28 protein-coding genes and 1 pseudogene are annotated in these 22,838 nt (G+C 63.1%); 11 read left to right on the top strand and 18 right to left on the bottom strand.

Annotated features, from left to right (window positions below):
- The first annotated feature begins 390 nt into the window (after nt 1-390).
- Nucleotides 391-1,350, top strand: coding sequence for a helix-turn-helix domain-containing protein (locus QX071_RS21705; RefSeq protein ID WP_315704968.1), 960 nt, complete (start codon nt 391-393; stop codon nt 1,348-1,350).
- 73 nt (nt 1,351-1,423) lie between these two features.
- Here the strand turns inward: QX071_RS21705 and QX071_RS21700 are convergent, their stop codons facing one another.
- From QX071_RS21700 to QX071_RS21690, 3 genes are read right to left on the bottom strand one after another with little or no spacing between them, the layout of a single operon-like run.
- A complete protein-coding gene (locus QX071_RS21700; RefSeq protein ID WP_315704709.1) occupies nt 1,424-2,362 on the bottom strand; it encodes a transporter substrate-binding domain-containing protein in 939 nt (312 codons plus the stop codon).
- Nucleotides 2,359-2,697, bottom strand: a complete 339-nt coding sequence (locus QX071_RS21695) for a cytochrome c (protein WP_315704708.1) — start codon at nt 2,695-2,697, stop codon at nt 2,359-2,361. Before QX071_RS21695 ends, QX071_RS21700 begins: the two co-directional genes overlap by 4 nt.
- A gap of 31 nt (nt 2,698-2,728) precedes the next feature.
- Entirely contained in the window at nt 2,729-4,393 is a 1,665-nt protein-coding gene (locus tag QX071_RS21690; RefSeq protein ID WP_315704707.1) for a methanol/ethanol family PQQ-dependent dehydrogenase, read from the bottom strand.
- Nucleotides 4,394-4,949: 556 nt separating this feature from the next.
- Here QX071_RS21690 and QX071_RS21685 point away from each other — a divergent pair.
- Nucleotides 4,950-5,072, top strand: a pseudogene (locus tag QX071_RS21685) (calcium-binding protein); the annotation flags it as partial.
- 118 nt (nt 5,073-5,190) lie between these two features.
- Nucleotides 5,191-5,271: a pyrroloquinoline quinone precursor peptide PqqA gene (pqqA, locus tag QX071_RS21680; RefSeq protein ID WP_083841505.1), complete on the top strand. Its 81-nt coding sequence runs from the start codon at nt 5,191-5,193 to the stop codon at nt 5,269-5,271.
- Nucleotides 5,272-5,393: 122 nt separating this feature from the next.
- Here the strand turns inward: pqqA and QX071_RS21675 are convergent, their stop codons facing one another.
- On the bottom strand, nt 5,394-5,702 hold the full coding sequence (locus QX071_RS21675) for an EthD family reductase (RefSeq protein WP_315704706.1): 309 nt from the start codon (nt 5,700-5,702) through the stop codon (nt 5,394-5,396).
- Between the two features lie 366 nt (nt 5,703-6,068).
- Here QX071_RS21675 and QX071_RS21670 point away from each other — a divergent pair, with 366 nt between their 5' ends.
- Nucleotides 6,069-6,305 (top strand): hypothetical protein, encoded by a 237-nt coding sequence (locus QX071_RS21670; protein WP_315704705.1) that lies wholly within the window; start codon nt 6,069-6,071, stop codon nt 6,303-6,305.
- 13 nt (nt 6,306-6,318) lie between these two features.
- Here QX071_RS21670 and QX071_RS21665 read toward each other — a convergent pair whose 3' ends face one another.
- From QX071_RS21665 to QX071_RS21650, 4 genes are read right to left on the bottom strand one after another with little or no spacing between them, the layout of a single operon-like run.
- Nucleotides 6,319-6,666, bottom strand: coding sequence for a hypothetical protein (locus tag QX071_RS21665; RefSeq protein ID WP_315704704.1), 348 nt, complete (start codon nt 6,664-6,666; stop codon nt 6,319-6,321).
- Nucleotides 6,667-6,716: 50 nt separating this feature from the next.
- On the bottom strand, nt 6,717-7,427 hold the full coding sequence (locus tag QX071_RS21660) for an ABC transporter ATP-binding protein (protein ID WP_315704703.1): 711 nt from the start codon (nt 7,425-7,427) through the stop codon (nt 6,717-6,719).
- Nucleotides 7,417-8,154 (bottom strand): ABC transporter permease, encoded by a 738-nt coding sequence (locus QX071_RS21655; RefSeq protein ID WP_315704702.1) that lies wholly within the window; start codon nt 8,152-8,154, stop codon nt 7,417-7,419. Before QX071_RS21655 ends, QX071_RS21660 begins: the two co-directional genes overlap by 11 nt.
- A 1-nt stretch (nt 8,155) precedes the next feature.
- Nucleotides 8,156-9,136 carry an ABC transporter substrate-binding protein gene (locus QX071_RS21650; RefSeq protein ID WP_316201066.1) on the bottom strand — a complete coding sequence of 327 codons (981 nt, stop codon included), beginning with the start codon at nt 9,134-9,136 and terminating at the stop codon, nt 8,156-8,158.
- Between the two features lie 86 nt (nt 9,137-9,222).
- Between QX071_RS21650 and QX071_RS21645 the strand changes: the two genes are divergently transcribed.
- Nucleotides 9,223-9,582 carry a hypothetical protein gene (locus QX071_RS21645; protein WP_409977572.1) on the top strand — a complete coding sequence of 120 codons (360 nt, stop codon included), beginning with the start codon at nt 9,223-9,225 and terminating at the stop codon, nt 9,580-9,582.
- Nucleotides 9,583-9,602: 20 nt separating this feature from the next.
- Here QX071_RS21645 and QX071_RS21640 read toward each other — a convergent pair whose 3' ends face one another.
- Entirely contained in the window at nt 9,603-10,430 is an 828-nt protein-coding gene (locus QX071_RS21640) for a quinoprotein dehydrogenase-associated SoxYZ-like carrier (protein ID WP_315704700.1), read from the bottom strand.
- Nucleotides 10,431-10,485: 55 nt separating this feature from the next.
- Nucleotides 10,486-11,409, bottom strand: a complete 924-nt coding sequence (locus QX071_RS21635) for a quinoprotein relay system zinc metallohydrolase 2 (RefSeq protein ID WP_315704699.1) — start codon at nt 11,407-11,409, stop codon at nt 10,486-10,488.
- 194 nt (nt 11,410-11,603) lie between these two features.
- On the opposite strand from QX071_RS21635, the gene QX071_RS21630 reads away from it, so the two are divergent.
- Both QX071_RS21630 and QX071_RS21625 read left to right on the top strand, forming a co-directional pair.
- The gene (locus QX071_RS21630; RefSeq protein ID WP_409977581.1) at nt 11,604-12,452 is read left to right on the top strand and encodes a substrate-binding domain-containing protein; all 849 of its coding nucleotides are present in this window, start codon (nt 11,604-11,606) and stop codon (nt 12,450-12,452) included.
- Nucleotides 12,449-13,006 carry a PQQ-dependent catabolism-associated CXXCW motif protein gene (locus tag QX071_RS21625; RefSeq protein ID WP_315704697.1) on the top strand — a complete coding sequence of 186 codons (558 nt, stop codon included), beginning with the start codon at nt 12,449-12,451 and terminating at the stop codon, nt 13,004-13,006. The genes QX071_RS21630 and QX071_RS21625 overlap by 4 nt, the downstream gene beginning before the upstream one ends.
- A 112-nt stretch (nt 13,007-13,118) precedes the next feature.
- On the opposite strand, the gene QX071_RS21620 is transcribed toward QX071_RS21625, so the two are convergent.
- The 5 genes from QX071_RS21620 to QX071_RS21600 all read right to left on the bottom strand — a co-directional run bounded on the left by QX071_RS21620 (nt 13,119) and on the right by QX071_RS21600 (nt 17,584).
- Entirely contained in the window at nt 13,119-13,730 is a 612-nt protein-coding gene (locus tag QX071_RS21620) for a hypothetical protein (protein ID WP_315704696.1), read from the bottom strand.
- On the bottom strand, nt 13,727-14,572 hold the full coding sequence (locus QX071_RS21615) for an ABC transporter permease (RefSeq protein WP_315704695.1): 846 nt from the start codon (nt 14,570-14,572) through the stop codon (nt 13,727-13,729). Before QX071_RS21615 ends, QX071_RS21620 begins: the two co-directional genes overlap by 4 nt.
- The gene (locus QX071_RS21610) at nt 14,569-15,354 is read right to left on the bottom strand and encodes an ABC transporter ATP-binding protein (RefSeq protein ID WP_315704966.1); all 786 of its coding nucleotides are present in this window, start codon (nt 15,352-15,354) and stop codon (nt 14,569-14,571) included. Before QX071_RS21610 ends, QX071_RS21615 begins: the two co-directional genes overlap by 4 nt.
- Before the next feature lie 29 nt (nt 15,355-15,383).
- Entirely contained in the window at nt 15,384-16,313 is a 930-nt protein-coding gene (locus QX071_RS21605) for a YVTN family beta-propeller repeat protein (protein WP_315704694.1), read from the bottom strand.
- Between the two features lie 74 nt (nt 16,314-16,387).
- Complete coding sequence (locus tag QX071_RS21600; protein WP_315704693.1) at nt 16,388-17,584, bottom strand: ABC transporter substrate-binding protein; 1,197 nt, start codon at nt 17,582-17,584, stop codon at nt 16,388-16,390.
- Nucleotides 17,585-17,733: 149 nt separating this feature from the next.
- Between QX071_RS21600 and QX071_RS21595 the strand changes: the two genes are divergently transcribed.
- Nucleotides 17,734-18,219, top strand: coding sequence for a DUF3280 domain-containing protein (locus tag QX071_RS21595; protein ID WP_315704965.1), 486 nt, complete (start codon nt 17,734-17,736; stop codon nt 18,217-18,219).
- 699 nt (nt 18,220-18,918) lie between these two features.
- Here QX071_RS21595 and fghA read toward each other — a convergent pair.
- Both fghA and QX071_RS21585 read right to left on the bottom strand, forming a co-directional pair.
- The gene (fghA, locus tag QX071_RS21590; protein WP_315704692.1) at nt 18,919-19,764 is read right to left on the bottom strand and encodes an S-formylglutathione hydrolase; all 846 of its coding nucleotides are present in this window, start codon (nt 19,762-19,764) and stop codon (nt 18,919-18,921) included.
- 34 nt (nt 19,765-19,798) lie between these two features.
- Nucleotides 19,799-20,419 (bottom strand): response regulator transcription factor, encoded by a 621-nt coding sequence (locus QX071_RS21585; protein ID WP_315704691.1) that lies wholly within the window; start codon nt 20,417-20,419, stop codon nt 19,799-19,801.
- A 146-nt stretch (nt 20,420-20,565) separates the two neighbouring features.
- Here QX071_RS21585 and QX071_RS21580 point away from each other — a divergent pair, with 146 nt between their 5' ends.
- Both QX071_RS21580 and QX071_RS21575 read left to right on the top strand, forming a co-directional pair.
- Nucleotides 20,566-21,924 (top strand): histidine kinase, encoded by a 1,359-nt coding sequence (locus QX071_RS21580; protein ID WP_315704690.1) that lies wholly within the window; start codon nt 20,566-20,568, stop codon nt 21,922-21,924.
- A 180-nt stretch (nt 21,925-22,104) separates the two neighbouring features.
- The gene (locus QX071_RS21575) at nt 22,105-22,461 is read left to right on the top strand and encodes a hypothetical protein (protein WP_315704689.1); all 357 of its coding nucleotides are present in this window, start codon (nt 22,105-22,107) and stop codon (nt 22,459-22,461) included.
- On the opposite strand, the gene QX071_RS21570 is transcribed toward QX071_RS21575, so the two are convergent.
- A complete protein-coding gene (locus QX071_RS21570) occupies nt 22,439-22,591 on the bottom strand; it encodes a hypothetical protein (RefSeq protein WP_315704688.1) in 153 nt (50 codons plus the stop codon). The two genes, QX071_RS21575 and QX071_RS21570, sit on opposite strands and share 23 nt — an antisense overlap.
- Before the next feature lie 70 nt (nt 22,592-22,661).
- Between QX071_RS21570 and QX071_RS21565 the strand changes: the two genes are divergently transcribed.
- Nucleotides 22,662-22,838, top strand: coding sequence for a DUF2934 domain-containing protein (locus tag QX071_RS21565; protein WP_315704687.1), 177 nt, complete (start codon nt 22,662-22,664; stop codon nt 22,836-22,838).

The following is a 22,838-nucleotide window of genomic DNA, read 5'->3' as shown; positions in this document are numbered from 1 at the left end:
CTTCAGCACTCATCCATATCCAGTTCGAAATCGGGAAACTTGCCCAAGAGTGAAACTCGTTTGCTCTAGAGTGAACCGAAGTGAAGTTTTTCGAAACAGTTTTGCTTTGCTGGCCCGCAACATACGGCTGCATGTGAATGTTGCAGAGCACCAACGGTCCGGATGCCCCCGACCTTCGACTGAAGGTTGATGTTCTTCTTGACGGCTTTGAAATGAAGTCCGAGGATCGTTCTCGGGCTCGTGGTGCGGCACGAGCAGCGGCGAGTGGGCAAAGCAGCCGGTGGACAAAGCAAATCGGCTGCCCAAAAAAGGGAGTAATTTAGCTTCACTTTCGTCACCCGCCTTTATGCGGCGGGCCGTTGCGTTCGATCTCGAAATCGGTGGATGGACATGCCCGATACGATCCGCTCGCTCAACACGACGGGCTTGACGCCCAGAACCCAGCTCCAGCGATGGTCAGACGCACTGACCGATCTGTGTGGCCGATTTGACGTTGATCCGCTGGAGGGATCGTCATTCAACGGCCGGATTAACTACACGACGATGTCTCGACTGAAGCTTTGCCAGATCGAAGCGAGCCAACATCGCATCGCTCATACGCTGGCACGAGCCCGATCCACCGAGCATCCCTATATCAAGATCCTGTTCCAGACCTATGGCATCTCCTATTTCGAGCAGGATGAGCGGCGCATCGAAATCGGGCCCGGTGATTGTCTGGCCTATGACGTATCCAGCCCGCACACGATCGTCAGCCCCGGATTGACGCGCCATGAGGTCGTCATCGTGCCGAAGGAACTGCTTCACGAGCGCGGCTTTCGTTTGGACAAGATGGTCGCCTGCAAGCTGTCTGCCCGCAGTGGAACCGGACGGATTGCGCATGACGTCGCGCACGCCGCGTTTGACGAAGCCACAAAGCTGTCTCCGCACAGCGCGGTCGGCGTGGCGGAATCGCTGATCGACTTGCTGCTGCTGCCGCTGCGGGAAGCCGATGCGATGTTCGATCGCGGCGGCCCGGAGGCCATCTATATCCGCGCCCAGGCGTTCATCCGCGAGCACCTGCGCGATCCCGATCTGTGCATCGATGAGATTTCAGCGGCTCTTGGCTGTACCAAGCGCTATCTGCACATGGTGTTCAGCGACCGTGGCATGACCGTGAGCGATTATATCTGGCGCGCTCGGTTACAACACTGTCGTCAGGAACTCGAAACCCAGTCCGGCAAGACAATCACGGACGTAGCGTTCTCTTGGGGCTTTTCCAGCTCGTCCCATTTCAGCCGTGTGTTCCGGAAGTATTTCGGCGTGGTCCCGTCATCCGTCCACAAGGGCGGCCGCGCGGCGACGGCTGGCTGACTCTCTTGAAGTAACTCACGCTCTTGGCGCAGGCCCAACCGCCCTTGCCGCTCTCGTCATGCCGGGGGCGGCGCTATCGGGCGCCGCTGTGCAGCACCTTCTGGAATGCATCACCCAGGATCATCGGCTCGCGCGGCGGCAGATAGGTGAGGCCGGCCGCGCGGCCGAGTTCGGGCAGGGTGCCCGCATCCTGCAGTTCCGAAATCGCACGATCCACCGAAGTCAGCAGATCCGGATTGCCGGCCAGGGCGACATAGCCGCGGTTGGCCCCAATCGGATAAAGATAGCCGGAGCCTATCAGCTTGGTGTCGGAATGGGCGGCGCGATAGGCATCGAAACGTCTGAGGTCGAGCAGGGTCGCGTCGAATCTGCCTTGCTCCAGCGCACCGAGCAGATCGTCGCGCCCGGGCACGACATGGGTGATGTCGTCGATCAGGCGCCCCTTGTCGAAGGTCATCAGGATCGCATCGGCAAGCGTACCGCTCTCGATTGCGATGCGCAGCCCGGCGAGATCGCCGATTCCTGCGACGTGCCGCTGCTTCGCGTCCGGACCCAGCACCACGGTGAGCGTCGAGAACATGTAAGGCTTGCTCGGCGTCAGGACGCCGAGCGCGACACGTCGGCGCCGATCCTCCCGCGTGGCGCCGTCGAAGTCGGGCAACTTCGCGGTCTTGGCCCCCGGCACGACCAGCGCGTCCTGGGTGAAGGCATAGCCGCCGAGCAGTTCGCAACGGCCGTCGGATAGCAGCGCATTGGCTTCGAGTGAAGGGCTCGAGTCCTCGTCGAGCTTGCTCTCGAACCATTGGATTTCGAGTTGGCGGCCGAGGCGATCGGCGACGGCTTGCGCGAGTGCGACATCGAAGCCCGCGCCGGGCTTGCCCCGGTGGTGTGTCGAGAGCGGTGGCAGGTCCTCATCCAGGCAGACCCGCAGCGGCTTGTCGGCGGCCTGCACCGGCAGGAGCGTCGCCAGGAGGAGGGCGGCGGAACAGACCGCTTTCAACGCGCTGCTCATTGCGCCCTCCGACTGGACACATAGGCCCAGAGCGCCGCGATGTCGTCGTCCGTGAGAATGTCGCCCCACGGCGGCATACGGCCGTTCTTCCCTTGCTTCACCGTCGTGACAAAGCGCGGCGGGTCATCGGGAAACCGCCGGAGGTCAGGCGTGATGGTGCCAGAATTGACCATGTTGGGACCGTGACAGTGCGAGCACTTCTGCGCGAACGTCATCTTGCCCTGGTCGATTTTGCCGTGCGCTTCGCCTTCGTCCTGTTGCTGCTGGGCAACCGCGGTCGTGCAAAGCACGACGGCAATCGCCCCGACGGCGGCGAAATGCGCCGCCGTCGACATCAATGCATCTATCTTCACGGGCATTCCATACTTAGTTCTTGACCGCGAAGACCCAGAGAGAACCGCCGGCCGGAACGTTGGCCAGGCGCTCGTCACCGGAGAATAGCGAGTAGACGCCGCCGTAGCCTGACGTGACCGCGACATACTGTACGCCGTCCTGCTGCCAGGTCACGGGTTGCCCCTCGATCCCCGAGCCGGTCTGGAACTGCCATAGCTTCTTGCCGCTGTCGGCGTCGAAGGCTTCGAATTCGCCGGTCAACTGACCTGAGAAGACGAGGCCGCTGGCGGTCGACAGCACGCCTGAGAAGCGCGGAATATCGCTCGGCTGCTCCCATTTGCTCTTCCCCGTCATGGGATCGATCGCCTTGAGCTGACCGCGCGGACCATTACCCCATTCCCAGAGGTCGGTCAGGTCCATGCCGAGATACCATTCGCCAGCCTTGTAGGTCGCGGGCTCCGTCTTGTAGTGACCGCCGAACACCAGCGTATTGGCATAAGCCAAGCCTGTCTGCGGATTATACGACATCGGCTCCCAGTTCTTGCCGCCGAGAATCGACGGGAAGACGACGACCTTCTTGCCTTCCCGCGCGTCTCGCGTGACGTCGGTCTCGATCGGCTTGCCGGTCTTCATGTCGATGCCGGAAGCCCAGTTCACCTTCACGTATGGATTGGCGGCCAGCAGCTTGCCGTCGGTGCGATCGAGCACATAGAAGAAGCCGTTGCGGTTGGCGTCCATCAGCACCTTGGTCGGCTTGCCTTCGACCTTGATGTCGGCGAGCACCATTTCCGCGACCGAATCATAGTCGAACGGGTTGTTCGGCGAGAACTGGTAGTGCCACTTGATCTTGCCGGTCTTCGGATCGAGCGCCAGCACCGAGCAAGTGTAGAGGTTGTCGCCAGGACGCACCGCTGCGTTGAACGGGCCCGGGTTGCCGACACCCCAATAGACCGTGTTGAGCTCCGGATCATAAGAGCCGGTGATCCAGGTCGAGCCGCCACCAAGTTTCCAGGTGTCGCCCTTCCAGGTGTCGCCGCCGGGCTCGTCCGGGCTCGGCACCGTATGTGTCCGCCACAAATGCTTGCCCGTCGCCGGATCCCAGCCGTCGATGAAGCCGCGCGTGCCGAACTCCGCTCCGGAAACACCGGTCAGCACGATGCCGTCCGCAACCAGCGGCGCGACGGTCATCGAATAGCCTTCCTTGATGTCGGCGGCCTTCTGCCGCCATAGCTCCTTGCCGGTCTTCGCGTCGAGCGCGATCACATTGGCATCGAGCGTGGTCCGAAAGACCTTGCCGTCGAACAGTGCGGCGCCGCGATTGATGATGCCGCAGCAGACGATACGCGGGGTCTCGGCCGGATATTCGATCTTGCTTTTCCAGATCTGCTTGCCGGTCTTTGCATCGATTGCCATCGTGGCGTTGTGCGTCGTGAGATAGATGACGCCCTGGTACACCAGCGGCTGCGATTCCTCGCTGCGGTCGTCGGCAAGGCTGTAATTCCAAACTGGGACGAGATTCTTGATGTTGTCCTTGGAGATCTGTGTCAGCGGGCTAAACCGCTGCAGATTATAGCCCATCCCATAATTCAGCACGTTCGACGTATCTGTCGCACCCTTCACCAACTGATCGGCGGTTTGTGCGTTTGCGCCAAACGATGCAAACATCGCGAGGCCAGCGGCCAGCGCAATCCGTTTCATTCATTTCCTCCCGAGTCTTTTCTCGCGCGCCTATTCTGACGCTGCACGCACAACACTCTGCTCGAAACGAAAAAGCGTCAATACGAAAACGTAAGCAGCGCAATTCGAGGCAGGGCAGTGACGACGCTGAGCCAGATGTACTTATTCCATTAGCTCTAACTCATTCCGCTCCTGGGAAAACGGAATTGGCATGATCGCACCGCCTCTGTGTTGCGATGCGACATGAAGCTTGATTCCTCGAATCTGGCGTTGCGCGAATGGGATCAGGCGTTGATGCAGCCCGATGTCCCGCGTCATGTTGTGGCGAGGCCGACGCCTATTTCGCGGACGAGATTCATGTGAGCGAGGGCAAGACCTATGCGGTCGTTACGGATGACCGGCCTGCTCCGGTCAGATCGGCGTGATTGCAGCCGGCTACTTCGGATTTGCCTGGAATCCTGTCGGCACCCTTCGCGACTCGCACTTGCGAAGGCGCGAACGCGCGACGAGCCTTGACGGCAAGTCCCAAGCGCTGACCCGATCTTGACGGATGTCAGGCCGCCGTGCCTTGAAGCTGCTGGACGAGTACGTCGTCACGGCACGGTTTAATGCAGCGAACGCGGACAGCGACGGAACCCTCGACGCCAGGGAGTTGGCGCGGCCGTCCGGGCATAGGCTGGTGCCTCCGTTGCGACGATAGACGCTGAGCTTTCCGTGGCTTAGCCGCGGGTCTTGCGTTTGACTTGATGCGGTCCTAGCTTCAACATCGGTGCGATGAGCGCGCCAGAAATGAAAGTGTCAGAACTTGGGAGCTTGAAATGGCCTGGAGAACCCCGAAGATCGTCGAAGTGCCGGTGGGCATGGAAATCAACATGTATGCCTGCGCGGCCCGCAAGTAAGCGGCTCGCAAATCAAAAATGAACGATCTGCCAAGCCCGACTGAGCCGGATTGTGCTCACGAGGGCTTGGCAGTTTTGTTTGGTATCGCGATCTCGCGCTTTAGTATTCAGACGCTCTGTGCTCAGACGTTTTGTGTGTCGAACAAGTAGAGATCGACGCCGCCATCGGCGAAATTCGGAAGATCTGCTGCTGCGGCCTTCCCTTCGGACGATCCCATTCCAGCCTTCAACGCGTCCATCGTGTCGAATGTCAGCGTCGCGACCAGATGGATATTGCTCGGACCCGCGGGCCCGGCGACCGGACCACGGCTGATATCATAGGCCGTCAGACCCGGAATCTTCTTTGCCAGCGGGATATGAATATTCGTGTAGTGCTTGTCGAATGCTTCGGCGCTCTTCGGCGTCTTGTACAGCACCAGAACTTTGGCCATTGCGTCATCCTCCCCGTTTTCTTCAAGTTATGATGACTGTTACCATCGCAGTCCTCGGTTCGCGGATCAAGCGCCCGCTCGCCGGCAGCGGATCGCGGATCTGTGATAGGCGGCGTTTATTCCGTCGGGCGTTAGAAACCCCATCGTCCCAAAATCGTATTTGGTATACTTACTGAACGGGTGCGGCGGAAACTTGAGTTCCGATCAGCCGACTCCGCGTACGCTGATCGGAGCATCGAATTCAAAGCAGCACTGAAATCAAGGGTTTGCTCATGCTCTTCAATTCCGAAGTTGGCACATGAGCTTGCCCCGATAGGATACGAACTTCGGAATCGGAGTACTCACTAGCTTCGAAGGATTGCAGGCATGAGCCCAATCGACCTCGTCATCACCATCTGTGCGGTCCTTTCGCCGACCACTTGCGAAGAGACCCATCTCGTGTTCACCGATGGCGGCTCGCTGCGCCAGTGCGCGATGCAGGCACCTCCCTATATTGCGCAGTGGGTCGGCGAGCATCCGAAATGGACGGCCGTGAAGTGGCGCTGCGAATATCCGCACAGCGACGATAAGGCCGAAGGCGCGAGCGCAAATCCGGCGGGTTGAGCTGCATTCGATCTCAGTTCGTGCAGTCCATCAAATCCTTGTCGGCGATCGAGACGATGGCGTCGGCCTTGATCTCGATGTCGCGCACGAAGCACTGCTTTGAGCCGGCATAGCTGATCTTGGCGTCATAGCGCCCTGGCTCGACGCCGGTGAGTCGCAGCCGCTCGTCGTGGTCGACCTCCTTGTCCTTGTCATTGAGGGTCTGATTCGGGCCCCAATTGTTCTGGCCCGTCGGGGACAGTTGAAAACCGGTGATGGTCGCCGTCGTCAAATTCCAAAGACGGATGCCCTTGCCTTGCGCCAGCAGGGCAGCCGGCATGGTCAGACACAAGGCTGCGGTGAGCGCCAGTATTCTTGGCATCACGTCCTCCCGAAACGTGGTTCCTGTCCACCAGCTGTTATCGACGTGCGTCATTGTCCTGCAAGGTCCAATCGTGCCAGATCGGCCTTGGTCGCGGTGATCACCTCATCCGTCCTTGCCGCGCGTGGCGTCTGGATCGGAACGGCGTGGAGGAGACGGGCTGGGCGGGCGGACAGAAAGAACAGCCGGTCCCCGAGCCGCACCGCGTCTTCCAGACTGTGCGTCACCAGCAACGTGATCATCGGCCGGCTGCCGACCAGTGTCGCGATCTCCTCGCGCAGTCGCGAGGCCAAGGCTTCATCGAGCGAGGCCAACGGCTCGTCCAGGATCAGAAAGTCAGGTTCGACCGCAACTGCCCGAGCAATTGCCACCCGGCGGGCAAGACCGAGCGACAACTCGCCCGGATAATGCTCGCGGTGGCCGCTCAACTCGAGCACCGCAAAGATCGCATCGAGCTTGGCCGCATCGATATCGGGCGCCGCCAGGCGGACATTTTGCTCGACGGAGCGCCACGGCAACAGCCGCGGCTCCTGGAATACCATTGCTAGCCGGGCGGTCTCGGGGCGCACGACGTGACCTTCGAAATCGGAATCGAGACCGGCAAGAATCCGCAGCATCGTGCTCTTGCCGCAACCGGAGGGGCCGACAACGACGCCGACTTCGCCGGAATAGAGCGAGAACTCGATGCGCGCGAGCACCTCTTGCCGCTTGCCCGCGGCGTTCGTGAAGCTCTTGCCGGTGATGTCGACGTCAAGCCGCACGAAGCCGCCACCGCGATGCGCGCCGCTCGAACGGCTGTACGAATGAGGTCTCGATCACAAGCACGACCGCCGCGAAGCTCAAGGAATAGGTGAGCAGCAGCGGAATGTCGAACAGCTGAAAGGCTACGCCGATCTCGAAGCCGACGCCGTTCGGCCGCCCCAGCAGTTCTGCGACCAGCACGATCTTCCAGACCAGCGACAGCCCGGACCGCGCCGCGGCTGCAATGTAGGGCGCAAGCTGCGGCAGCAGCACGTGCCGGAAGCTGCGCCAGCGCGAGAAGGCGAATACGTTCGCCATTTCGTCGAGCGTCGGGTCGAGCGCGCGGGCGCCTTCGCGCAAGGTAACGACCGCGGTCGGCAGCTTGTTGATCGCGATGGCGCTGATCGCTGCGACCTCGGTCAACCCCGCCCAAATATAGGCCAGCACTATCACCACCAGCGCCGGCAGGTTGAGCAGCAGGATCAGCCAGGGATCGCCGAGCCGATCGGCCAATCGATGGCGCCCCATCAGGTAGCCGAGCACGGAGCCGACGGCCATCGCCAGCGTGAAGGCGAGCACGACGCGCGCCAGCGTCGCGCCAAGATGCAGGAATAATGCGCCGGACTCCGCTTCCTGCCGCACGACGCGGAGCACCGCGGCGGGGGGCGGCAGTTTGGCGCTGCCGGCGAGCGCGGCTGCGATCCACCACGTCGCTAAAAACAGCACAGAGGATACGAGCCGCAGCACCTCAGTCCCTCGGATCTAGATTGTAGTAGGTGCCGGGGCTGAGCTGCTCAGCGGGGCCCACCAGGTCGCGTCCGCCGGTCTCCGCCAGCACGCGATAGAGCAGGCGGGCATCCGCTTCTTCGTCGGCTATCGCGCGGCGCGGAATACCGTCTCGGTAGCGGTCGCGATAGGCGCGCAGGGTCGCAGCATCCGATGCGCCGGTGAGCGGTGCGATCGTGTCCCATTCGGCGTCGGAGCTGGCGAGAATGTTCTTGGCCTTTGCGGTCACGTCCAGGAAGCGCGCCATCAGGTCGCGATGTGCCTTGGCCCAATCCTCGTCAAAGACATAGCCGACCATCGCAACGCGTCCCTTGGCGCCGAATTGCGGCAGCAGGTCCTCAATGCCGATCAGGCGGCGAAAGCCCTTGGCTTCGAGCGCGGCACAGAAATTCCAAAAGTTGAGGCCGGCGTCCATTTCGCCATCAGCCATCTTCGCCGCGAGCAGAGGCGGCGCACCATAAGTCACGGTCGCCTGCGATTTGAGATCGAGGCCGCCGCGCTTGGCTGCCGCCTGCAGCAACAGCCAGCTCTTGTCGAGCGGCCCTCCGGCCACTGCAAGCTTGTGGCCCTTCAGATCTGCAAGCTGCCGGATCTGGGAGGACGGCGGGATCATCACGGCGCCGAGCGCGCTCGAATAGGGATAGAACTGTAGCCTGGCGCCGAGAGCTCGTTCCCGCGACACCCACAGCCAGTCGGAGACCATCAGGTCGGCGTTGCCCGCGCGCAATGCGACCTTGCCGGCTTCCGGACTTGCCAGTTCGATCGCCTCGATGGCGAGGTCGGCCTTCTTGTCGAGACCGTGCGCCCGGATCACCGCCAATTCCCAGGCAAAGGTCCCCGTCTTTTGCACTGCAACGCGAATCGTATCGGCGGCGCCACATGCCGAGATGGGGGCGGCGGCGCAGATAAAAAAAACAAACAACAAACCAAGGAGCTGCTTCATCAGGCGGTACGCCGTTTCCGTCGGTATCGTCTTTTCAGACCGTCAATCATAGCATAGCTTCCCACGTGTACCGCGGGAGGACCAGTATGACGTCTGCTGCTTCACTACGACCGATCGTCGCTGCATGGGTTATCCTGACCGGCATGGTTGTGGCGGCGCATGCCGAGGATATCAACGACTATCCGACCTCGGCGCGGGCCGAATATGTCTTCGGCTGTATGAAGGCCAATGGCGAAACGCGCCAGGCGATCGAGCAGTGCTCCTGCTCGATCGACGTGATCGCCTCGATCCTTCCCTATGACCGCTATGTCACCGCCGAGACGGTGCTCAGCATGTCGCAAGTGCATAGCACTCTCGGCGCGCAGTTCCGCACGTCCGAGCAGGCAACCAACGCTCTCAACGATCTCCGGCGCGCCCAGGCGGAGGGCGAGGTGAGGTGTTTCTGAGCTCGTTCCGCGCTTCCCCATTACGTGCCTGAGCCGTCGACCGGCCATTCATGCTCGAAGACGTGGCCCTGGGTGTCCTTGGCCTCGGCCCGGAATCGCTTGGCGCCATTCGACACATAAGTGAAGCGGATGTTCGGATCTTCCGAGATCGAGATGCCGCCCTCCATCGCGAGCACCAGACTGTCGTCCTGAGACAGGCGCAACTGGTCGATGAAGAAGGCCGGGATATAGAGCTGGGTGAGCTGGTCCATCTGCAGCCCGGAATTGTTGGGATGGCCGATCATCACCTGCGCCTCGCGCGTGCCGCTCGTGGCGCCGTCCGACGCCTGCGTAAACTGCCGGTAGCGCATCTGGCCGATATGTGCCTTGGCCTCCTCGGGGTTCTTCGCTGCGGGCGCCGAGCAGCCGCCGGAGGCCTTCACATAGATCTTGGTCACGTAAAGCTGGCCGTCGCTGAGTTCGGCGACCGCATGCACGTTCGTGTAGTTGTTGACCCGCACGCGCGTCGAGATCGCCGTCACGTTGGCGTCCGGGCCGAGGGTGAATTTCGCGGCCATCGGCGCCGGGTTCTGGTCGATCACCAGCGTGATCGTCTTGATGCGGCGGCTATCGGTCGGACCAAGCTTGCTCTGCAGGGTGACGGGCACGACCGAGGCATCTTCCGCGCGCGCCGGCATGTCGATGGCGATCACGTCACTGCCATCTTGCATCGGGCGATTGTTGAAGATGTCCTGCACTAGGCCCGGCCAGGGGTCATAGCTCTCGGCGGCCTTCGCAGGTGCGAAGGCAACTGCGAGCAGGGTGCCGAGAAGCGCAGCGGAAAAGGGGCCGAAGCACAACCGTGTCATGTCGCGTTCCTCCTGATCTCGTGAGGTCAACTCCCACCATAGCGTGGGGTCATCGTCATTCCCATTCAAGTTCCGAAAACGCCGCAGTGGCGTTGCGGGCGTGATAATCGTCGAACAGCTCCCAATTCGGACGCTCCGAGGCGCCCGCCGTGGCGGCGTCGGCGATCGGCCGGCCGCGCGCGATCAGTCCTCTGATGTCACCGGCCAATATGTCGAGGTAACGGCGCTCATCCGCCAATGCTCCAGGCCATGGGCTCACGGGGCCATGGCCGGGCACGACGCGCTCGGCCTGAACTGCGGACAGCCCCGCCATATCGCCGAGCCATCCGCGCAGGCTGCCGTCGACGACCGGAATATGGCGCAAGAATACCAGATCGCCGGAAAACAAGATCCGGCTTTGCTCGTCATAAACGGTCAGATCGCAGTCGCTATGCGCCGTATTCCAGGCTTTCAGGACGATGGTTCTGCCCCCGAGATCAAGGGACTTGCTGTCATCCACGAGTACGGAAGGGGAAACGAGACGGACCTCGTCGACCAGTTTCGCGCCCATGATCTGCCGGAAGGCTTCGATGTAGTGGGGGCCGCGCACCGCCAGCGCGTGCGGCAGGTTCTTGGCCCCGACGAATGTCGTGCCTGCCTGCTGGAACGCCGCATTGCCGAACATATGATCCGGGTGGGCATGGGTGTTGATGACATAGCGGATCGGCTTGTCGGTCCGCGCCCGGACCGCGGCGAGCAGTTGCCGTCCCTCGCGGACGCTGCCGCCGGTATCGATCACCGCAACCGCTTCGTTTCCGACGATAAAGCCGAGATTGGCGATCGCGCCTTCATTCTCCGCCGTCATCAGCGCGATCTGGCCGATATGAACGTAGACGCCCGGCGCGATCTCGCTGACATCGAGCTCCCGCTGCTGACCGCTGGCACCGGTGGCTGCGATGATTGCGAGGAGTGCGACGAGACAAACGCGGAGGCGAGTCATGGTTTCGCTCCGATGCCGTGACACGAACGTGACGAATGGTGCTGTTTGCACTGCAGCAGATACTCACGCCTTCGCGATGATTTCGCCTGTTGCGCGCGCCGATGCTGCAGCTTAGCATTTTCAAAAAACACGCTTTGCGCGCAACGGGGACGGAAAGAATAATGATGGAATGTCAGACCTATGTCCGCTCTTTGATGGCTGTCGCCGCGGGCCTTGCCTTGCTCGGCTCTTGGGCAGCGTTTGCGCAGAGTAGCGACCACGCCGATCTCTCGATCGAGCTCGTCGATCCCAATGTGCTGCGCGTCTGTGCCGATCCGCGCAACTTGCCATTCTCCGACGAGAAGGGCCAGGGTTTCGAGAACAAGATCGCCGAGCTGTTTGCGGCGAAGCTGCAGAAGAAGCTGGACTACGCGTTTTATCCGCAGGCCACCGGCTTCGTGCGGATGACGCTGGGCTCGCATCGCTGCGACGTCATCATGGGGTTCCCCCAAGGCGACGAGCTGGTGCAGAGCACCACCCCCTATTACCGGACGTCCTATGCGATCGTCACCCGGCAGGGGTCCGATCTCGGCGACGTCGCGACCCTGGAAGATCCGCGACTGAAGGGCAAGCATATCGGCATCGTCGCCGGCACGCCGCCGGCAACCAATATGGCCGCTGCCGGCCTGATGACGACCGCAAAGCCCTATCCGCTGATGATCGACACCCGCGTCGATTCGTCGGCCGAAGCCATGATCAAGGACCTGAAATCCGGCGAGATCGACGCCGGCGTGTTGTGGGGACCGATGGCCGGTTATTATGCGAAGCAGGCGAATCCGCCGTTGCACGTGACGCCGCTGATCAACGAGACGACCGGGCCGAAGCTGGTCTATCGCATCGCCATGGGCGTGCGCGCCACGGACGTGAACTGGAGACGCCAGCTCAATCGGCTGATCCAGGAGAGCCAGCCGGACATCAACAAGATCCTGCTGGAGTTCGGCGTGCCGCTTCTGGACGAGAGCAATCATCTGATCACCGCGGAGGCGGCGGCGAAGTCGCCATGAGCCGGCGACCGCTCCGCGTCGGCGTGGCCGCTGTGCTGCTGATCGCTGCCGCGCATGCGGACGACGGTGTTCGCGAGCCCGACGACTATCGCACCGAGAACTATCGTGCGCCGGTGCCGACGACGCTGGCCGGTGCGCGCGTACTCTCGACTGACCAGGCCGAGGCGATCTGGCGCGCGAAGTCGGGCGCTTTCATCGACGTGCTGCCGCGTGCGCCCAAGCCGAAGAACCTGCCGGCGGGCACCGTCTGGCGCGACCAGCCGCGGCAAGACATTCCCGGCAGCACCTGGCTGCCCGATACCGGCTACGGTGTTATCGCGCCGGCGACCGAAGCCTACCTGAAGCGGGGGCTTGAGCAGGCCTCCGGCGGCGATCGGGCGAGACTTCTGGTGTTCTACTGTCTGGCCAATTGCTGGATGTCGTGGAATGCCGCCAAGCGCGCTTTGTCCTATGGCTACGCGAACGTCGCCTGGTATCCCGAAGGCACCGACGGCTGGGCGGCTGCGGATCTGCCGTTGGCCGAGGTGCAACCGGAGCCGCGGTCGGAGGAGTGAGCTGGCAAAGAATACGGTGCGCGACCTCTCCCCGGCAGCGGGGCGAGGTCGCATCGGTGCCGCTATGGGAACGAGCTCAACTCGACCTGTGCGATCGGCTGGCATCGGTCGGCTACTCCATGTCCTGCTGGATCTCGCGCGCAAGCGCGAACAGGCGCTGGTCGATCGTGGTCGGCACCTCGCAGACGAATTTCAAGACCCGCCTGCGGTCCTCGAAGATGCGGGTCTCCCAGGTCAGCTGATTGCTGAGCTCATCGACCTTGGCCTGGTCAGGCGAAGGGGCGCTCTGCAGCTGCTGGAGCGTCGTCGTATCGGCCCTGACCTTCTCGACCGCCTCGCGCTGTTTGCGCATGGTGCGCTCGAGCCCGTTCATCACCGTGGTCCGCTGTGCATTGAGCGTATCGAATAGCCCGGCGAACAACAGCTTGCCTTTGCGGGTCTTCTCCTCGGGCGTGCCGGTGAGGAAATCTGCGATGTCCTTTTGCGCTTCCTCCAGCGGCGTGCGCCGCGCCGCCAGCTTGCTGACCAGTGCGGAGACCTTGGCGTCGTCTTTCCAGCTGGTGCCGACATCGTCGAGCGGCGGTCCGGTCCAGACTGCGGCAATCGAAATGTCCGGAACCTTGGCCTGCGGGCAGGGCCAGTCGGGATAGCGCGGGTCGGCAGCAAGCCCCGCCCGCGCCGAAGCCAACACGGCAATGGCCGCCATCAAAATCTGCCGTCTCATGTTTCGCCTCCGGGAGCGCGCCGGACGAAGCCGCGCGACGGATCATAGGCCAGGATCGCGCCGATCATGAAGGCGGCGGTGCAGCCGGCGACCACCGCGAGCGAGATCCAGTTGATCTTGCCGTAGAGCGCAAAGCGGATGAGCTCGACCGCGTGGGTGAAGGGATTGGCCTCGCAGAGATAGGCGAGCCACGGGCTACCTTCCTCGACCCGCCACAGCGGGTAGAGAGCGGAGGAGGCGAAGAACATCGGGAAGATCACGAAGTTCATGACGCCTGCGAAATTCTCGAGCTGCTTGATCCCGGAGGAGATCAGCATGCCGAGCGCGCCGAGCATCAGGCCGGAGAGGATCAGCGCCGGCAACACCGTGAGATAGCCGATCGGCGGCGGCGTGATGTCCCAGAACCAGGCGATCAGCAGGAAGGCGTAGACCTGCAGCACCGAGACCGCGGTGCCCGCTAGCAGCTTGCAGAACAGAAGATACCAGCGCGGCAGCGGGCTCACGAGCAGCGTGCGCATATTGCCCATCTCGCGGTCGTAGACCATCGACAGCGAGGATTGCATGCCGTTGAAGAGCTGGATCATCGCCATCAGGCCGGGCGCGATATAGACCTCGTAGAGAATGTAGGTCTCGTAAGGCGGGATGATCGAGATGCCGAGCACCTGCCGGAAACCGGCGGCAAAGATGAACAGCCAGACCAGCGGCCGCACGAGCGCCGAGACGAAGCGCTCGCGCTGATGCAGGAAGCGCAGGCCCTCGCGCCAGACGATGCCGGTCAGGCAGGTGATGTACTCGCCGGCCGAGAAGCCGCGGCGCGGCGAATTGAGTGTGGTCACGCTCATGGTTCAGAACTCCGCAGCGGGCTCGGCTGCGTGGTGAGGCGCGCGAAGGCGGCATTGAGGTCGGAGGCGCCGGCTTCCGCCACCACGTGCTGCACGGGCCCTTGCGCGAGCACGCGGCCCTGATGCAAGACCACCAGATCGTCGCCTTGCGCAATCTCGTCGAACAGATGCGTGGCCCAGAGCACGCCGATGCCTTGCTCGGCCACCAGCTGCCGGACGTGACTGACGATGTCGGACCGTGCCTTGACGTCGAGCCCGACCGTCGGCTCGTCGAGTAGCAGCAGGCGTGGCCGGTGCAGCAGCGCGCGGGCGATCTCCAGCCGACGCATCTGGCCGCCGGAGAGATCGCGCGCCTTGTTGCCGGACCGGTCGGCAAGCCCGATCCGCGCCAGCAGTTCGTCGGCGCGCGCGCGTGCCTCGCGGCGCGAGATGCCGTGCAGGGCCGCGTGATAGAGCAGGTTCTGCATCAGCGACAGATCGAGATCGAGCGTGCGCGGCTGGAACACGACCCCGAGCAGGCGCAAGGCCTCGCTGGGTGCTTTCCCAATGTCATGACCGAAGATGCCGATCTGTCCGCTTTGAACCCCGAACAGCCGCGTGATCAGCGAAAACAGCGTGCTCTTGCCGGCGCCGTTGAGGCCGAGCAGAGCGGTGAAGCTCGCTGGCTGCACGTCGAAACTGACATCGTCCAGCGCCTTGCGCGCGCCGTAGGAGTGACTGACGCCGGCAATCGACAGCGCGGACACGGCACCTGGCGCGGGCTGCTGCGCCGCGGTTGACATCTGGTCGATGGCGGAGGCGTCGCGCGTCATCATGGCTGTGCAATCGTAATGCCCCAGGGCAGTTCGCCGACCTGGATGGTCTTGATCACCTTCTGTGCGGCGACGTCGATCACCGAGACATCGTTGGAGACGCCGTTGGTCACGAGCAGATATTTCTCGTCCGGCGTGAACGCCATGTGCCAGACGCGCTGGCCGACCAGCAGATATTTCTTCACCTCGCGACTGGCGGTATCGACGACGGCCACGCGGTTGGCAGGGCCAAGCGCGACGAAGGCGGTTTTGCCGTCCTTGGTGATGCCGATGCCGACCGGCTGGATCGCTTCGTTGCGTAGGCCGGGAATGGCGAATTTGATCTTGCCGATGACCTCGTGCTTGGCCGGATCGATGATCGAGACTGCGCCGCCGATCTCGGCGGAAACCCAGAGCTCGGAGCCGTCCCGCTTGAATTCGGCAAAGCGCGGCCGGGCGTCGACCAGCACATTGGCGACGATCTGGCGCGTTCCGGTGTCGATGAAATGCGCCATGTTGGTGGTTTCGGACGTGCAGATCAGGGTCTTGCCGTCGGGGCTGACGGTCATGCCCTCGGGCTCGACTCCCACCTGGACGTCGCCGATGCGCGCCCGCTTCGCAAGGTCGATCACGGTGACCGTGTTGTCGTTCTCATTGGCGACATAGAGCGTCTTGCCGGCGGCATCCTGGGTGAACAGTTCGGGATCGGGACCGGAGGGCAGGGTGTCCGTCACTTCCTGCGTCTTGGTGTCGATCACCTGAATGGTATCGTCGTCGCCGACGGCGACCATGACGAACTTGCCGTCACGGGTGAACTCGATGCCGCGCGGCCGCTGCCCGACCTTGATGGTCTTGGTCACCGTCCAGGAGTCGGTATCGATCACCGAGACCGTGTTGCCCTTCTCATTGGAGACATAGGCGACGAAGGCGGACGCGGGAGCGACCGTCATGAGCCACAGCGCTCCGGCCAATGAGATCCAAATTCTTGCAACAACTTTATCGGCCGACATGTCCGGATCACGCCTCACTGCAATTTGCATTTGGTTTCGGGGCGGTCGCCCCCGAGCGTGTCGAGCTCGGAGACCTGGTGCAGGAAACCTTCCTGCGGCGAGACCGAGACGATCATGCGTCCGTCGCTTAAAAGAATGGGTTGGCGAAGCTGCAGGTTCCAGTCGCGCAACGTCAGGCGCGTGCCCTTGAAGGCGGCGATCGAGAAGTTCGGTCCCTTCATGAAGTCGACGAGCGCCTTGGGATCCCCGGAATTCACGCGCGAGGCGGCTTCGCCGATCATCCGCACCGCGGTCCAGGCCTGCATGTCCAGCGCACTCATGCGCCGCGAGGCCAATTTCACGAACCGGTTCTGCAGCTGGGTCGCGCCCCATTGATCTTGCGCGGGATCCCAGCTGGTGGGCTTTAAGCCGGCCGAGCCGGCCACGGGACGGGGATCCCAGGTGCGATAGGGTAAGTAGGACGCAAAAACCTCGCTCTCGTCCGCGGCAACCAGCACGTCGTAGGCCGGTGCGCGCTGGGTGAAGACCGGCATCTGGCGCTGGATCAACGTCATGCCGGAATCGGTACGGCGGGCGCCGCCGGTGTCCTCGAAGGTGCGCTCCTCGACGATCTTGGCGCCGAAGCGGGTGGCGGCGCGGCGCAACGCATCGGCAAACAGCTTGTCATTGTCGTGCGAGCCGGTCACCAGCAGCCAGCGCTTCCACTGCTTCCAGACCAGATATTGCGCAAGGCCATCGGCCAGCATGGAGCGGGTCGGCGCGACATGGATCACATTGGCGCGGCAGTCCTGCTCGCGCAGGCGATCGTCGGTGGCGCCGACGTTGAGAAGCGTGACGCCGCGCGGACGCAGCGCGTCAGCGACCTTCAACAGCGCGTCGGCCGGCAGATCGGCGAGAATGAAGCCGGTCTTGGCGGCGAGATCGTTCGCGGCCTGCGTCGGATCCTCCTCGTCCTTCACGCGATGCTCGAGCAGGGTGAAGCGCTGGTTGAGGAACTTCCCGGTGGTGTTGTTGTCCTCGATCGCGAGCCTTGCGCCGGCAATGCCATCATCGGCGGCCGGCTGGTCGACCGGCGACAAGGTCTGCGGCACGGTTGCGCGGCCGAGATAACCAATGGCAATGTTGACCGGCTCCGCCGCTGCCGCGCCTACGGCGAAGGCAACTGCAGCGAAGGCGACAAGGCTGATCGCACCGATCAGCGACCGGATCATATGTCCTCCCAATGGTCCTGCCTCCGCTTCTCACTGAGCGTTTGCCCTTGCAACATGACCGAATTGGCCTAGCTTGCAACCCCACTTTTGTTCGCACTACGCCATTTCGGATCACGACCGTGAAATCTGTTCTTCTGCTGACCGCGATGATGCTGCTTGTTGCAGCCCCGTTGCGTGCCGAACCGCCGAAGGTCGCGGTGTTCGACTTCGAACTGATCGATAGCAGCCTGCAGGGCGAGATGCAGGGACCGCGGCAGGACGAAGCGGCCCGGCTGGCGCGGGCTGCGGAACAGTTGCGCAAAGCATTGCAGGAGTCGGGCCAATATCGCGTTCTCGATATCGAACCGGTGAAGAGTGCGGCGCACAATAGCAATCTGCAGGCCTGCGGCGGCTGCGACATCAAGCTGGCGGCGCAGCTCGGGGCCGATCTCGAGATCACCGGCGTCGTGCAGAAGGTCTCCAACCTCATCCTCAACATGAACCTCTATCTGCGCGACGTGCGCAGCGGCCAGCCCGTTGCGGCGATGAGCGCCGACATGCGCGGCAATACCGACGAGTCCTGGTCGCGCACCATGGCCTGGCTGATCCGCAACCGCATGCTGGCGGCGAACTACGGTCTGCCGCAGAAGCAATGAAGTGATCTGAAATCGACACGTGACAACGATCGAACGCAACAACACGTTCTCGCGGCGCGATTCGCGTCCGAGCTTTGCGTTAGCGCGGCCCTCTGAAGGAGAGGGCGCCGGGAAGGCCGGGTGCTGGTCGCACCCATGGCCCGCCTGCAAGAAAAAAGCAGGCGGCAGTCACCACAGGTACGAGCCGGACACGCCGGCCTTCCCTGCGCGATGGTTTTAACGCTTATGTCGCGCTCTCCTCGGTGTGCCGGGCTTGTTAGCCACCGTCACCGGCAGGAATCATCGCCTGCCGATTTAGCGCCAGCGTCGGGGCGCCAGGACCACGCAATTTCGCCGTCCGCATCGGTGCCGTTCGCCTGCATGAGCGATCATGCTGCGGCCCCGACGCGTCCATCGCATCCCGCGCTCGACGTCCGTGACGATCGCGATCCGCCCCTCTTGTGAGCGCGAGACGGGCGGAATGATCGTTCTGATTTGCCCGACACGGCAAGGTTTGATGCCTGCGACAGATTGGCACGACGGGCAAAATGGCTGGCCTCCGTCCATGGCGACCTGCCACGTCATTGCGTACGTCAGCTAAGCAATCCAGCCTGCACGGGGATTCTGGATTGCTTCGGAGCTTACGCTCCTCGCAATGACGCCGAGCTTGTCGACACCGGTCCGGGTGACGACGGCTGCTTCCGTTTCCGGGCTTATTCCTCAGCTCCCGAGCCGCGCGGCGTGCCAGCGCAGATGATCCGCCATGAACGTGGAGATGAAGTAGTAGCTGTGGTCGTACCCCTCCTGCCGACGCAACAGCAAACGGATGTTGGCCTTCTCGCAGGCGGCCTGCAACAGCTGCGGGCGAAGCTGCTCGGTGAGGAACTGGTCGGCATCGCCATAATCGACCAGGAGGTCGGAGAAGTGTGCGCCGTCCTCGATCAGCGCCACCGCATCGTGCTTGCGCCATGCCGCCTTGTCATCGCCGAGATAGCCGCCGAGCGCCTTGATGCCCCAGGGCACCTGCGACGGCGCAACGATGGGCGAAAATGCGCTGGCCGCGCGATAGCGATCGGGATTGCGCAAGGCGACCGTCAGCGCGCCGTGCCCGCCCATCGAATGGCCCATCACCGATTGCCGTCGCGGGTCGATCGGAAAATTGGCGGCGAGCACGCTCGGCAGTTCCTCGGTAACATAGCTCCACATGCGATAATTGCGCGCATACGGCTCCTTGCTGGCATCGACGTAGAAGCCGGCGCCAAGGCCGAAATCATAGGCATTGTTGGCATCGCCCGGAACGCCCTCGCCGCGCGGGCTGGTATCGGGCGCGACGAACACCAGGCCAAGCTCGGCGCAGGCGGCGCGGAATTCGCCCTTCTCGGTGACATTGGCGTGGGTGCAGGTCAGGCCAGACAGATACCAGACCACCGGCAATTTCGCGCCCTCCGCATGCGGCGGCACGAACACCGAGAAGGTCATGTCGGTCTTGGTCTCGGCGCTGGCGTGCCGATAGACGCCCTGCGTGCCGCCATGGGATTTGTTGGTCGAAACGGTGGTGAGCGTCATGATGTCGTATCCTGTTGAGTGCGGCCCGGGTGTTTCAGCTCACGCCATGCGCAATGGCGAGACGGACCAGTTCGCCGGAGGTCTTCACCCCAAGCTTGTGACGGATGATCGAGGCGGTATTGGCGACCGTCTTGTAGGAGGATTGAATGAGCCAGGCGATTTCCGACAGGCTCTTGCCGGCGCTGAGCAGACGCAAGATCTCCATCTCCCGCGGGTTCAGCTTCGCCAGCGGGCTTTGGGCGAAGGCCGGGCCGGCAAAGGCAATGCTGCGGGCGATGGCCGGCGGCAGATAGGTATCTCCGCGACGGACCTGACGGATCGCCTCCACCAGATCGTTCGGGTCGCCGCTTTTCGAGACGTACCCCTTGGCCCCGATATCGATGGCACGCGCCGCGAAGGCCGGGTCGTCGTTCATGCTGAACATGATCAGGCGGGCGCCTGCCTCATGGGCGAGGATGCGGCGCGCGAGTTCGAAGCCCGACACGGTCGGCAGGTTGATGTCGATGACCGAGACATCCGGGCGCTCGGCAAGAAAGGTTTGCTCGCCACTCTCGGCATCCGAGGCTTCGAGCAGCACGACATCCGCCTCGCCGGAGAGCACGGCGCGGCAGCCCGATGCGACAATGGGATGATCATCGACGATCAGAACGCGCATGCCCTGGGTTCCCGCAATTCTCGTATCGCTTGTTGCAGTGCATCAAAGATGCATCGCGCGCGATCTCATGGTTGGATTAGATCGCCCGCCAATTTGCCTGTCAATGTCGGCGGACATGTGAATGAGACGCACCACGGATCAATAAGATGTGGCAGAATTTGTCGCTACGCGCCCGGATCAACCTGCTGCTCGCGTTGGTGCTGGCGCTGGGACTTGGCATCAATATCGGCCGGCTGGTCTGGGAAGCCGGTCCGCGCGTGCGCGCCGAGGATCAGAGCGTGATCCGGCTCGCGCGCGGCTTTGTCGAGACCATCGTCGCCGGGTTGAACGAGGCGCCGGACCCCGATGCGCAGCTGAGGCGGATCGTGGGCGATCTGAGCCAGCTTCGTCATGTCAGCGTCATGAGTCGGAACGCATCCGTCTTGCAGACTTCCGATCGGCCCGGCGGAGCCAGCACGCGGTCAGCGCCGGATTGGTTCGTCGCGCTGGTGCATCCGGAGAAGCGATCGGTCGTGGTTCCCGTTATGGTTGCGGGGCGGCCGGACACGCTGGTGATCACGTCGCATCCGGACGACGAGATTGCCGAGATCTGGGATGGCATACTGACCCAGCTCATCGTCGGCACGGCGATCGCCGCCGCCTCGTTCCTGATCACCATGCTGGTGGTGGACCGGGCGCTTTCGCCGCTGGGCGACCTGTCGCGCGCGATGGCGCAGATCGAAGGCGGCGCCTACGACGCGCGGGTGAAGCCGGGCGGCTCGCCTGAGCTCGCTGCGATCTGCCAGAAGCTCAACCACCTCGCTGCAGTGCTCGGGGACGCCGTGGAGGAAAAACGGCGCCTCGCCGAGCGCACGGTGTCGCTGCAGGACCATGAACGCAAGGAGATCGCCCGCGATCTGCATGACGAGTTCGGTCCGCACCTGTTCGCGCTGCGTGCACATGCCAGCGCCTTGATGCGGCTCGCCGACACCGGCGCGATCGATGTCGCCGCGCTGCGCAAGCATGGCCAGGCGATCCTCGATCAGGTCAATGCCGTGCAGCAGTTCAACCGCCGCATCCTGGAGCGGCTGCGCCCGGTCGGCCTGGCCGAGCTTGGCTTGCGCGAAGCTGTCGGCGCCTTGGTGCGACTGTGGCGCGAGGCGCGCCCGGATATCGCGATCAAGACCCGGATATCGGATGCGCTCGGTGCGCATGGCGAGGCCGCCGACCTCACCATCTACCGCGTGGTGCAGGAATCGCTCACCAACGTGTTTCGCCACGCCGAGGCGAGCCTGGTCGATGTCACCATCGAGCCGGCCGCGCAGGAGATGCAATCGCGCAGCGGCCGCAGCTACACGCGCGTCCTGATCAGTGACGATGGCCGCGGCTTGCAGCCGGACCACAGACTCGGTTTTGGCTTGACCGGCATGCGCGAGCGGTTGCTCGCGCTGGGCGGCAGTCTCACGGTGGTCTCGGCCGGGAGCGGCGTCGTCGTCGAAGCCATGGTGCCTGCGGACGCGGCCTGACATAGCCTGCCTCTGAAATCGGGAGCATTTCTCGCTCATGATCGCGTTCGACGGCGTTTGCTGATTCCGAAGGCATCATCCCGACAGGAACCATCTTGGGATCAGCGCATTTGATGAGCACGATGCGACAGACGTGACCCGTATTCACGGGACCGTGACTGCTATGCTTGCGGTGCTCGAATGACCAAGAGGTTGATCGCTTTGAGCTTCGCCCTCCTGTCGACGGCGTGGCCGCTGCACCTTGCGCTGGCGCGCGATGACGGCCGCTATGCCAACTCGCCGCTGAAGGCCTGGTTTGACAGCTTGAAAAGCGGACGCGGCCCGTGTTGCTCCGATGCCGACGGCTTGGCCGTCTCGGATCCCGACTGGGATATGGAAGGCACACATTATCGCGTTCGCCTCGATGGCGAGTGGGTCGTCGTGCCCGACGATGCCGTGATCACCGAGCCCAACCGCTCGGGGCGCACCATGGTGTGGCCGATCAAGGGATCGCTCGGCACCTCGATCCGCTGCTTCATGCCGGGAACTCTCGGTTGAAGAACGACAATAGGGACGAATGACCGATCTCGATCACAACAGCGAGCCGCTGCCCGCCGCCGACGTGCTGGAACTTCATCGGACGTTGCGCATTGCCGTCGTAGGTCGCGTCCAAGGGACGTGCCTGCACGGCCTTGCCTCGCTGTGCCAGCCCCCGGAGGGGCGGGGCCGTGCGCCTCGTTTCGCGTGAGATCGTGCTCATGGACCAGCCGACAGACGAGAGAATCCGCGAGCGCGCGCATCAGCTGTGGGAACAAGCCGGCCGGCCCGAGGGGCGACAGGATGAGTTCTGGTACCTGGCCGAGCAGGAATTGCGCGAGACCGAGCAGTTGCGCGAGCAGGCCGAGGCGCCGCCGCCGACCATTCTGCCCGGCTAA

The organism is Bradyrhizobium sp. SZCCHNS1022 (assembly GCF_032484835.1).
Taxonomy (GTDB): Bacteria; Pseudomonadota; Alphaproteobacteria; order Rhizobiales; family Xanthobacteraceae; genus Bradyrhizobium.
The sequence above is the reverse complement of the archived record's forward strand: the minus strand, read 5'-3'. Positions and strand labels throughout refer to the sequence as shown.